Annotated in this window: 11 protein-coding genes; 7 read left to right on the forward strand and 4 right to left on the reverse strand. The window is 57.4% G+C overall.

Going from position 1 to position 12009, the window contains the following annotated elements:
- Position 1: 1 nt before the first annotated feature.
- From FE795_RS08760 to FE795_RS08775, 4 genes are all read left to right on the forward strand, one after another.
- Positions 2-790 carry an SDR family oxidoreductase gene (locus tag FE795_RS08760; protein WP_131071792.1) on the forward strand — a complete coding sequence of 263 codons (789 nt, stop codon included), beginning with the start codon at positions 2-4 and terminating at the stop codon, positions 788-790.
- Positions 791-802: 12 nt separating this feature from the next.
- Positions 803-1846, forward strand: a complete 1044-nt coding sequence (locus tag FE795_RS08765; RefSeq protein WP_131071793.1) for a type I glyceraldehyde-3-phosphate dehydrogenase — start codon at positions 803-805, stop codon at positions 1844-1846.
- 50 nt (positions 1847-1896) lie between these two features.
- Positions 1897-3294 carry a class II fumarate hydratase gene (gene fumC, locus FE795_RS08770; protein WP_219236108.1) on the forward strand — a complete coding sequence of 466 codons (1398 nt, stop codon included), beginning with the start codon at positions 1897-1899 and terminating at the stop codon, positions 3292-3294.
- 126 nt (positions 3295-3420) lie between these two features.
- Positions 3421-4602, forward strand: coding sequence for a PQQ-dependent sugar dehydrogenase (locus FE795_RS08775; protein ID WP_219234804.1), 1182 nt, complete (start codon positions 3421-3423; stop codon positions 4600-4602).
- A 185-nt stretch (positions 4603-4787) separates the two neighbouring features.
- Here FE795_RS08775 and FE795_RS08780 read toward each other — a convergent pair whose 3' ends face one another.
- Complete coding sequence (locus FE795_RS08780; RefSeq protein WP_003800016.1) at positions 4788-5213, reverse strand: universal stress protein; 426 nt, start codon at positions 5211-5213, stop codon at positions 4788-4790.
- A 245-nt stretch (positions 5214-5458) separates the two neighbouring features.
- On the opposite strand from FE795_RS08780, the gene FE795_RS08785 reads away from it, so the two are divergent.
- Positions 5459-5794, forward strand: coding sequence for a c-type cytochrome (locus tag FE795_RS08785; protein ID WP_131071796.1), 336 nt, complete (start codon positions 5459-5461; stop codon positions 5792-5794).
- A 90-nt stretch (positions 5795-5884) separates the two neighbouring features.
- Here FE795_RS08785 and FE795_RS08790 read toward each other — a convergent pair whose 3' ends face one another.
- From FE795_RS08790 to FE795_RS08800, 3 genes are all read right to left on the reverse strand, one after another.
- A complete protein-coding gene (locus FE795_RS08790; protein WP_003800012.1) occupies positions 5885-7111 on the reverse strand; it encodes a cyanate transporter in 1227 nt (408 codons plus the stop codon).
- A gap of 49 nt (positions 7112-7160) precedes the next feature.
- Complete coding sequence (locus FE795_RS08795; RefSeq protein ID WP_051010394.1) at positions 7161-7835, reverse strand: ankyrin repeat domain-containing protein; 675 nt, start codon at positions 7833-7835, stop codon at positions 7161-7163.
- A 100-nt stretch (positions 7836-7935) separates the two neighbouring features.
- Positions 7936-8889: a LysR family transcriptional regulator gene (locus FE795_RS08800; RefSeq protein WP_003800007.1), complete on the reverse strand. Its 954-nt coding sequence runs from the start codon at positions 8887-8889 to the stop codon at positions 7936-7938.
- Positions 8890-9029: 140 nt separating this feature from the next.
- Here FE795_RS08800 and FE795_RS08805 point away from each other — a divergent pair, with 140 nt between their 5' ends.
- Entirely contained in the window at positions 9030-9347 is a 318-nt protein-coding gene (locus tag FE795_RS08805; protein ID WP_003800006.1) for a DUF4148 domain-containing protein, read from the forward strand.
- A 137-nt stretch (positions 9348-9484) separates the two neighbouring features.
- Positions 9485-11950: a heavy metal translocating P-type ATPase gene (locus FE795_RS08810; RefSeq protein WP_131071797.1), complete on the forward strand. Its 2466-nt coding sequence runs from the start codon at positions 9485-9487 to the stop codon at positions 11948-11950.
- Positions 11951-12009 lie beyond the last annotated feature (59 nt).

Genomic DNA, 12009 nt, shown 5'->3' on the forward strand with positions numbered 1-12009 from the left:
AATGATTGATTTACGCTCCTATCAAGCCAATTTTTCCCTAGCCGGTCGCTGCGCTCTGGTTACCGGCTCGTCCGCCGGCCTGGGCCTGGACATCGCCCGTGCCTACGCCGCTCACGGCGCCCATGTGATTCTGCATGGCCGTCACGCCAGCAAGCTCCTGCCGATTGCCGAGGAATTGAAAACCGCCGGTGCCCAGGTCGATACCTGGGAACAGGATCTGGCCGATCTGGACGCCTTGCCTGACTCTTACCAGGCCCTATGTCAGCGCGTCGGCACGCCCGATATTCTGGTGAACAATGTCGGCGTGCGATTGCGCAGCAGCTTGCAGGAGGCGGCCTGGGACGATATTGAGCATTTGCTGCAGGTAGACCTGCTGGCGACGCTGAAACTATCAAAGTACGCCGCCCAGGCCATGCTGCAAGCCCAAGCCCGACAAGGTCGTATTGTTACCTTGACCTCCATCGCTGGCCCCCTGGCTCGACCAGGCGACGCCATTTACCCCGTTGCCAAGCAGGGACTGGCAGGGATGGTGCGAGCGCTGGCGGTAGAATTTGGCGGGCAGGGCATTACCAGCAACGGCATCGCCCCCGGCACCTTTGCCACCGAGAGCAATGCGGCTCTGGCCCAGGACCCGGTCAAAGGCCCGCTGGTAGTTGGCCGCAACCCCCTGGGGCGGTGGGCCAGGCCGGATGAAATCCGCGCTGCCGCTGTGTTTCTGGCCTCACCGGCTGCCTCCTATGTCAATGGCCATATTGTGGTTGTAGACGGCGGATTTTCCATTACTTTCTGAGTTTCTCCGATCATGCCGCTACCTCGTCCCATCCGCATCGCGATCAATGGCTATGGCCGCATCGGCCGTTGCCTGCTGCGTGCCATTTACGAATCTCCACGACGCCAGGAATTTGAAGTCGTCGTCATCAACGAGCCAGCTACGATTGCCACCATGGCCTACCTGACCCGTTTTGACTCGACCCACGGCGTCTTTCCGGCGCCGGTAGAGCACAATGAGCACGAGCTGATTGTGGCCGGCACCGCCATACGAGTGCAGCACGAAACCGACCCCAAAGCGATTGATTGGGCCGCCCTGGAGCTGGATATGCTGATCGAATGCAGTGGCGCTTTTGGCAGCCGTGCGGGGCTGCAGCAGTTTCTGGATGCTGGATGCCCGCGTGTGCTGCTCTCCAATCCGGGCAACAGCGCTCATGACGTCGATTTCACCGCTGTGCTGGGCATTAACCATGAGCAGTTGCAGGGCGATGAGCGTATTGTCTCCAACGCTTCATGCACCACCAATGCCATCATTCCGGTCTTGGCCGAGCTGGATAAAACGTTCGGCATTCGTCACGCTTTTTTAAGTACGCTGCATTCGGTGATGAACGATCAGCCCATGATTGATGGCTACCACAGCAGCGATCTGGCCCGTACCCGCTCGGCTCTGCAGTCCATGATTCCGGTCTCTACGGGCCTGGCAACTGGGGTGGAGCGTCTCTTGCCACAGCTCAAGGGCAAGGTACAGGCCAAGTCCATTCGCGTGCCAATTCTGAACGTGTCTGCGATTGATCTGATGGTCAACCTGGAGCGCGACACCAGTCGGGACGAAATCAACTGCCTGTTTCAGCAGGCGGCGCAACGCTTACCGGGTATTTTGGACTACTCCGATCAGGCCCATGCTTCGATCGACTTCAATCACAACCCGCACTCTGGTGTGGTGGACGGCTCGCAAACCCGAACCAATGGGGACGGGCTGGTCAATATGCTGGTCTGGTTTGACAACGAATGGGGATTCTCCAACCGCATGGTCGATATTGCCTGTGTGTGGGCTGCGCGCTTTTTGCGCCAGCCGTGAACACCCCTTTTTCACACTAAGCTGTCATCCTAATTTTTTCAGGAGCCATGATGAGTACGACACGTATTGAACAGGATTCCATGGGGACCATTGAGGTTCCGGCCGAACACTATTGGGGCGCGCAGACACAGCGCTCCATCCAGAACTTTCCGATTGGCCGTGACCGCTTCCAGTGGGGTCGCAGCATGATCGAGTCGCTGGGCATCCTGAAGAAATCGACAGCGCTGGCCAATCAGGAGCTGGGCGAGCTTCCCGAGGATCTGGCCCGCCTGATCGTGCAGGCGGCCGATGAAGTCATCGCAGGCAAATGGGACTCTGAGTTCCCGCTGGTGGTGTTCCAGACCGGCTCGGGCACCCAAAGCAATATGAACGTCAACGAGGTCATCTCCAACCGCGCCATTGAGCTGGCCGGTGGCCAGAAGGGCAGCAAAAAACCCGTCCACCCCAATGACCACGTGAACCGCGGCCAATCCTCCAACGATACCTTCCCCACGGCCATGTACATCGCCGTGGGTCTGGAATGTCAGCGCCGTTTGCGCAAAGACGTGGGCCAGTTGCGCGACACGCTGGCGGCCAAGGCCAGGCAGTTCAATACTATTGTAAAAACCGGTCGCACCCACTTGCAGGATGCCACACCCATTACGCTCGGCCAGGAAATTGGGGCATGGGTTGCGCAGATCGATTTTGGCCTGCAAACGGTGGATAAGGCCCTGGACGGTATTTACCAGCTGGCTATTGGTGGCACCGCCGTGGGAACTGGCCTGAACGCTCATCCTCAGTTTGGCGAACGCACCGCAGCCCATATTGCCAGAATCACCGGTCTGCCATTCCAGGCTGCCGAAAACAAGTTTTTTGCTCTGTCGGCCCACGACGCGCTGGTGAACCTGTCGGCGTCCCTGCGCACCCTGGCCGGCGCCTTGATGAAAATGGCCAATGACGTGCGCTGGCTGGCCAGTGGCCCTCGTTGCGGAATTGGCGAGCTGCAAATCCCCGAGAACGAGCCCGGCTCCTCCATCATGCCCGGCAAGGTCAACCCCACTCAGTGCGAAGCACTGACCATGGTGGCCGTTCAGGTCTACGGTAACGACGCGGCTGTGGGTTTTGCGGGCAGTCAGGGCAACTTCCAATTGAACGTCTACAAGCCGGTGATGGTTCACAATGTGCTGGAAAGCATTGCTCTGATCAGCGATGCATGCCTGGCCTTTGACGAGCATTGCGCTCAGGGTCTGGAGCCGGTCATGGAGAAAATCCAGCACAATCTGGATCAGAATCTGATGCTCGTGACGGCCTTGAACCGCCATATCGGCTACGACAAAGCCGCTGCGATTGCAAAAACGGCCCACAAAGAAGGGCTGACACTGCGCGAATCCGCCCTGAAATCGGGCTACCTGACCCAGGAGCAGTACGACCAGTGGATTGTGCCGCTGGACATGACCCACCCAGGCTAAGCACCTGCCTGGCTTGGGCTTGAGCATATTCGTCCCCGTCAGGGGACGAATATGTAACAAAGCGGTTTTTGTCCCTATGAAAGACTAGGGGAGTGTTGATCCCACCTGTCTGCCTTTCACTGCCTTATGCGTATAACGAAGAATTTCAGCTTGTCTTTGGCAATAGTCGCCACCACACTGGGACTGCTAGCAGCCCTGGCCCCCCTAGCGGGCCGCGCACAATCTGACCCCGTTCCGGCAATCGAAGGGCCAGCGGTCTCGGTAGAGACAGTGGTCAGCGGACTGGAACACCCCTGGGGCATGGCTTTTTTGCCAAATGACGCAGGCATTCTGATTACGGAGCGTCCCGGTACACTGCGCGTCTGGACCAAGGAGAACGGCCTGTCCGCCCCTATCAGCGGCGTGCCTAAAGTCCACGCCCAAGGGCAGGGGGGGCTGCTGGATGTCGCCCTGGCACCAGATTTTTTTCGTAGCCGTCGTGTTTATCTGGCGTACGCCGAGCGTCGCGACAAACAGCACTCAGCCACCACCGTGGGTTTTGGGGTCCTGTCTTCCGACCTGACACGGCTGGACGCCTTTCGTCCCATATTCCGTCAAGAGCCCGCCCTGTCGACCGGGCAACACTACGGTGTGCGCATGGCTTTCGATCCGGGTGGTCGGGACTTGTATATCGCTTTGGGTGAGAACAATCAGCCTCCCACCGCCCAGCAACTGGATCATTTGCAGGGCAAGGTTGTTCGCATCCGCCCTGATGGCATGGTGCCAAGGGACAATCCTTTTCGTAGTCAGCGCGGCGCCAGAGGGGAAATCTGGAGTTATGGACACCGCAACCCCCAAGGCCTGGCCTGGAACCCCTGGACGAATGAATTGTGGGTGGCCGAACATGGTCCGCAAGGCGGGGATGAACTAAACGTCATTCAGGCCGGGGCAAATTATGGCTGGCCCTTGCGTACCGAAGGCCTGGGCTACGACGGAAAGCCTGTTCCAGGCGCCAGCGCGACCCCACTTGAAGGCTTTACCGAACCGTTGCACTATTGGTCTGTTTCACCGGCCATCAGCGTCATTGCTTTTTATGACAGGCAAGAGGTCCCGGGCTGGCAATACAGCCTGTTTGTGGGGGCCCTGAAAGAGCAGGCGCTGATTCGCCTGCAGTTTGACGAGGAAGACGGCAACCTTGTCGGTGAAGAACGACTGCTTGAAGATCTGCAGCAGCGCATCCGGGATGTTCGGATCGGACCAGACGGTGCAGTCTACGTGCTGACCGATGACCAGAACGGCCAGCTCCTGCGGATTCAAGCCAAGCCGTGAACCAGGCACGACACGGTTCCGCTGATCCGTGCCCGGAGCTCAGTAAAGGGGCCGCCCTGTTGGCGACAGAGGCACGCCGCATATTGTCGATGGCCTACATCCGTTCAAAAAACGCCAGCCCAGGCGGCGCCCAATAGAAAGGCCGTCTCAAGGACGGCCTTCACAAAGCAAACGCTCAGTTCAACTTATTTGATCAAGGTCACCGGCACTTTCACCAGGCTCAACACCTTGGTCGTGACCGAACCCAATACCAGGCCGGGCAGGGCGCTCAAGCCACGGGTACCCATGACGATATGGTCAATATTGTTATTGTCCACATACTCTTTGATGGTCTGGGCGGCGTTGCCGGCAATAATACTTTCCTTAACATTCAAGGGCGAATTGGCGAGCACGGCACGAGCGGGCAGCAAGGCATTGCTTCCTTCATCCTGGTAGTAGGCTTGCAACACGTCTTCCGAAAAAAATCGTTTGACGTTGCCAGAAACGATAGGGGTAGGAACGGCCAGCACGTGCAAAGTGGCTTCCGGCTTGCCCGTTAGTATGTCAACCGCTGTTTTCAGAGCGCGCGTGGAAGCATCAGATCCATCGACAGGAACGAGAACATTAAGCATGAAGACCTCTTGTGGTGTGTGAACTGTTTAAATATGAAGCAATAACTTCTACTAGGACATTACAGAATAAGCGGACTGGCTCGCTTGATTCGCATCAAGCGCAACCGCTATTTGTAAAAGACGGTTCTATCATAACCGTATGATCACCCTATGAATGCCACCCTGTGCGTCTTATACACGGAAAAAAGCGTAGAGGCATCATGCCCCCTTCCTTTCCAACTTCGTTTTACTCAGGAGAACCTCTTATGTCCTTCAAGCAGTGGCTGGTCTGTACGGCTTTACTAAGTACCGCGTTCAACGCCTCGGCGGCTGATGCTGGTTTGGAGGCAGTCAAAGACATACTGACAAGAAACGCCTGTCTGTCCTGTCATACCGTCGAGCGAAAGGTGGTGGGACCGGCCTACCGGGATATTGCAGCCAAGCGTAAAGACGATCCGGCCAACGCTGAAATACTTGTCCAACATATACGGCAAGGCAGCAAAGGGGTGTACGGCCCCTTGCCCATGCCGGCCAACCCGGTCATCTCGGATAAGGACATCCAAACCGTTGTCGACTGGATCATGGCGGGTGCCCCCCAATAGCAGGAATCAAGGCCACTGCGCCCAGATACGGCCGTCTGTGAAGGGCCGTATGTTTTAGGCTGCGTGGCCCGGCTGATCGCTATGTCAGAGTCAGGACTGATGCCCCTGTTGCTTCATCTTCTCGGCATAGTGAGCCGGCTGAAAACGCCAGGCCATTACCGCCACCAACAAAGCCATGGCGGCATGCAGTATCCAACCGGTCTGAAAGCCATTGCTCAACTCGCGCAGCTGCACGCTGATCATAGGAAACAGAGCGGCGATCGGGAAACCCCCACCTTGCATTAACGCGCTTAAGGTACCGGCACGGGCAGCGTCGGGAAAATGATCCAGAGCCACCAGCAGCAGCAGGGAAAAGCAGCCCCCTAAACCAATACCGATCACAATCGCCCAGGTATACGGTGCCAGATCAGGAACAAAGGCAAAAGCCAGAAAGCCGGCCACCTGGCAAGCCAGCGCCAGCCATACCCACCGGCGCCGATCCTTGTTCCTGGCGGCCAGCGTAGGCAGGCCAAAGGCGGCAAAGGCCTGTGCAACCGAGAGCACCGCCACCAAGCTACCGCTGCTCTCTGCCGTCCAGCCCCGATCTTGATAAAAGGTGGCCAGCCAGGTCACCAAGGAGGCATAGCCGCCATTAATCAGACCAAAGCACACGATCAGCGTCCAGGTGCGGGGTCGGGCCAGCAAGGACAAGGAGGGGGGAGACAGCTGCGCGCCAGGAGCCTGCCGGGGCACGACTTTCCAGGCAATCCACAAAGCGACACTGATGGGCAGGGCCCAAAAGGCCAGGGCAATACGCCAGCTATCGGTCAGGGAACTTACCCAAGGGGTAATCTGCGCGCCCAGCGCACCGCCACCCATCAGGGTCGCTGAATACACCCCCGTTACCTGCGCAATATGACGCGGGAACTGCTCCTTGATCAGACCGGGCATCCCCGCCTGCAGCAAAGACACACCCAAACCACAAAGCAGTGCCGTTGCGATCAGGCTGGCACCATTGGGCACAAACCAGCGCAACGCGCAGCCCAGGCACAGCAACCACAAAGAGGTGATCAGGACATGGCGCAGGGCCAGAACCCGCCGCAGCGAGGGCATGCAAAACGCGCCCAGGCCCATCACCATCATAGGCAATAAGGTCAGCCATGCCAGACTGCTCAAGGGCATGTCCAATCCTTGGGCTACCTGACGGGCCAGGGTGCCACTGGAAGTAAAAAACGGGCGCAGGTTCAGGCCCACCAAAATGACGAAAGCCAGCCACAAACCGGGGCTGGCCTGTGCGCCCGTCGACGTGGCGGACGGGGCGGTCTGAAAAGAAGACATAAAATGCGTGTTGTGATTGGAAGAAAAATAAGCGGCAACTATGCCGAACTTAGGGTCTGGCGCCGGCCTGCTCCAAGATTTCGGCCATTTCGGTCTGGCTGCGCTGACGCGCCAGACTCAGGGGACGCACGCCCTGACGATCGGGCAGATTCACATCGGCCCCGGCCTGGATCAACAGTCGCAATACCTCTTGATGCGCCGGCCCTCCGTCAGAGAGCACAATGGCTTCATGCAAAGCTGTCCAGCCCAAATAATTGACATGATTCGGGTCCACACCAGCCTTGAGCAAAAGACGAACGACCTCTACATACCCATGCTCAGCCGCCGGAATCAGCGCCGTCCCCCCATAACGATTCACACTGCGCAAATCCGCCCCGTTTTCCAGGGTCATACGCAAAATCTCCAGCCGGCCTTGTGCACCAGCAAGCAGATAGGGGCTGTCATGGATAGCGTCGGCCTGATTCACATCGGCCCCCGCACGAATCAGTTGTCGGGCAATATCGATATGGTTTAACCATGTAGCGCGCAGCAAAGGGCTCTGCCCCTGATCGTCGGCAATGTTCACCGTCGTCCGCGCCCGCTTGTCCGATAGAATTTCGCGCACTTTGGCGCTGTCACCTTGCTCTACGGCTTCCAGCAAAACGGTTTGTGCCCCGACACTGCCACTGCCCAAGATCAGGCTCATCGCCAGCCCGGTCAGCAAGCTTTGCAATGTTCCTCTCATGCGTCCCCCTGTCATCACCGCAGTCCTCATGGACCAGAGGCCTATAAATAGCATAGTTAGACCATGGCCAACACCGATTCCAGGCTATAGCCCTTATTTTTTATGGATACGCCTGCCCGGCGGCCGCCACATCCAGCTCCGCGTGAGACATCAATCTGTCCAGCTCACTGCGCAAATAATTCAGAAACACCCGGGTTTTCTGAGGCATCAGACGCGACGGCAACAGGGCCAGAACAGGGAAGGGGGCAAACTCCCAATCGGGCAAGACACGCTCGAGCTGGGCACAATCGGGGTCAAGACGGCGCTCCAGCAAAGAAGAGGCGGTAATTCCCAAATCATGCACCGCCAGCTTGCGCATCATGATCGCGTTATTGACGGTAATCGAGCCGTCCACGATGGCGTCGTACCGTTCCTGATTGGGACCTCGCAAGGACCAGAGCCGATCTGGACCGGAAGGACGCGCACAGATGCAGGTGTGCCCTGTCAATTCCGAGGGATGCTTGGGGCGACCCTTGCGGTCCAGATAGTTGCGGGTGGCGTACAGACCCAGACGAATTTGCCCGAGCAATGTGGCCACGGCACTGGAGTCGGGCTGGGCACCCACCCGAATGACGCAATCGTAATTATCCGATTGCAAGTCAATGGGCCGGATGGTCAGATCAAACTCCAGTTCGATATCAGGATACTGCTGATTAAAGCCACGAATAATGGCCGGCATCAGCACAATGCTGAAACTGGCCGGCATGGAAACTCGCAAGCGTCCTTTAGGTGTTTGCGACACGTCCAGCAATTGCTCATGAGCCAGACGGGCTTGCTCGACGATCGCCAGACAACGCTCGAAATACACTTGCCCAGCCTCGGTGACATCTACATTGCGGGTGCTGCGTTTGAGCAAGGCCACACCCACTTCTTTTTCCAATTCACGAATACGACGTGACACGGTGGAGACAGGCATGCCCAGGGCCAGGGCAGCGCGGCTAAAGTGGCGGGCACGGGCCACTTCCACGAAAATCGCGATGTCGTTTAATAAGGGACCAGCGATAATGGTACTCATTTGAATTGTTCCATGAATGGAAATACGTTTGCAATATTAAGGGTTTTTACTAGGTTTAGAAAGGCTCATACTCCATCTAACGACTCGCATTGAAGACAAGGCGAACGACCGAAAAACACACCATAGACTTGGAGTAAATAATGAAAAACATCACACGTGCCACCGTTGCCAGCCTGATTCTGGGCGCCACTGCATTGAGCAGCACCGCCATGGCAGCCATCAATAACGACGCCACCGGCGAGAACCTGAATTACCCCACGATTCAGTCGAACGATGCCCCATTGAGCCGACAGCAAGTCGTGCAGGAATTGGCAGCAGCCCAGGAACAAGGCTTTATCAGCACAGGTTCCATGGTCGACTATCCCCGTATTGACACCCGCTCGCAGCTGAGCCGTGATCAGGTTAGCGCCGAAGCAAAAGACTGGAACAACAATAACGGCAGCTTCGTCGCTTATTGAGTGTGCTCAGCACTGAGCAGTCCTGACTTCCCCCTTAAAACGCCTCCACGGAGGCGTTTTTTTCGTAACGAGTTGACCTTACCATCGGGTCAAGCCCTAAAGTGACTTCATTCATGATTCATTGAAGGGTGATTTCGATGACAACAAGCGCTTCAAATAAGGACTCGCATCTGACATTGGATGTTGAAGGCATGACTTGCGCTTCCTGCGTGAGCCGAGTGGAAAAAATAATTGGCAAGGTCCCTGGCGTGCAGTCGGTTCAAGTGAACCTGGCCACCAACAAAGCCACCATCCAGTTTCAGGGCTCTGCCCCCACCGACGCTATTATGCAGGCAGTGGAAAAGGGTGGCTATCAAGTGACTCTCCAGGAGATGGTTCTGGACGTCCAGGACATGAGCTGCGCCTCCTGCGTAGGCCGGGTGGAAAAAGCTCTGTTGAAAGTGCCTGGCGTTCACAAAGCCTCGGTCAATCTGGCCACGGGCAAAGCCCATGTGCAGCTCGTCCAGGGCGTCAAGCCTGCCGAGCTGATTCAGGCGCTGGGCAAAGCCGGCTATCCCGCTCGTCTGGCTCAGGCTGCTGCCAGCAACGATCAGTTTGAGCGTGCCGAGCAAAGCTACGAGACCTTGCGCAAGCGCTTCTGGCTGGCCACGGTGCTGGCCTTGCCGGTCTTTATTTTAGAGATGGGCGGACATATGGTGCCCGCCTTTCATCATTGGGTTGCAGGCACGATCGGAACACAAAACAGCTGGCTGATCCAGTTTGTCCTCACCACGCTGGTTTTACTGTTTCCCGGTCGTGAGTTTTATACCAAAGGCATTCCTGTTTTGCTGCGAGGCAGCCCGGATATGAATTCGCTGGTGGCGGTTGGTACCTTGGCCGCGTACACATTCTCGCTGGTGGCCACCTTCGCACCACACTGGCTGCCTGCCGAATCAGTCTATGTGTACTTTGAAGCTGCCGCCGTCATTGTGGCCTTGATCCTGTTAGGCCGCATGATGGAAGCGCGCGCCAAGGGTCGCACTTCCGAAGCCATTCAACGCTTGTTAAGCCTGCAGCCGCCAACAGCCCGAGTCCGTCGCCAGGGCCAAGAACTGGAGTTGCCGCTGGCCGATCTGCTCACAGGCGATATTGTGCTGGTCAGACCCGGCGAGCGCATTCCCGTCGATGGTGACGTAGTCACTGGCCAAAGCTATGTGGATGAATCCATGGTGACAGGAGAGCCCATAGCCGTATCCAAGTCTCAAGGCGACGCGCTCATCGGGGGAACCGTCAACCAAAAGGGCTCGCTGGAATTTAAGGCGACCGCCGTAGGCCAGGACACGGTACTCGCTAATATTGTGTCCATGGTTGAACAGGCTCAAGGCGCCAAACTGCCTATTCAAGCAGTGGTCGATAAAATTACCCTGTGGTTTGTCCCTGCTGTCATGGCGCTGGCAGTCTTGACGGCGATTGTCTGGCTGATTATTGGTCCGTCGCCGGCCCTAAGCTTTGCGCTGGTCAACGCGGTTGCTGTGTTGATTATCGCGTGTCCTTGCGCGATGGGCCTGGCAACGCCCACCTCAATCATGGTGGGAACAGGACGTGCTGCGCAAGCCGGCGTGCTCTTTCGTAAAGGGGACTCGCTGCAAGCCTTGCGTGATGTGAAAGTGGTCGCCGTAGATAAAACCGGCACGCTGACCAAAGGCGCGCCTGAGCTGAGCAATTTTATTTGCGTCTCTGGAGAGGATGAGGCTCAGGCTCTGGCAGCCATTGCGGCCCTTGAGAATTACTCTGAACACCCAATTGCCCAGGCTATTGTCAGCGCCGCCCGAAGCAGACAACTGAGCCTTCCTGCAGCCGAACAATTTGAATCCCTGACCGGTCTAGGGGTGAGAGCTCAGATTGGTACTGATCAATGGCACGTCGGCGCCGACCGCTTGATGACGCAGCTGGGTGCTGACGTGTCCGACTTCAGCGAACAGGCTCAGATCCTGGCCCAAGAAGGTAAGACACCCATGTACGCGGCCCGCAACAAGCAGGTGATCGCGTTACTGGCTGTGGCAGATCCGATCAAGGAGACCACACCACGCGCGATTGAACAGTTACATGCCCGCGGCATCAAGGTGGTCATGATTACCGGCGACAACCGCCACACGGCCCATGCGATCGCCCGTCGTCTGAACATTGACGAGGTGGTCGCCGAAGTGATGCCAGACGGTAAAGTGCAGGCGGTTCAGACCTTGCGTCAAGCTCATCAGCACCTGGCCTATGTGGGCGATGGCATTAACGATGCTCCTGCCTTGGCCGCAGCCGACGTGGGAATTGCCATTGGCACCGGCACCGATATCGCCATTGAAGCGGCGGATGTGGTCTTGATGTCGGGCGATATGCAGGGCGTGGTCACCGCCATCTCCCTGTCTCACGCCACCATGCGTAATATTCGTCAGAACCTGTTCTGGGCATTTGCCTACAATGTCGCCCTGATTCCAGTCGCCGCCGGCGTTCTGTACCCCGTAAATGGCACCTTGCTCTCACCGATGTTCGCTGCGGGGGCCATGGCCCTGTCCAGTGTTTTTGTGATCAGCAATGCCCTGCGTTTACGCCGGGTGAAGCTGCAGGAATAACCGTTCAGGCCTCAGCGCCCCTGAGGCTCATGAACCCGTTGTCAGTAGAGCAGCGGGTT

It is taken from the genome of Alcaligenes ammonioxydans, assembly GCF_019343455.1.
Classification (GTDB): Bacteria; Pseudomonadota; Gammaproteobacteria; order Burkholderiales; family Burkholderiaceae_B; genus Alcaligenes; species Alcaligenes ammonioxydans.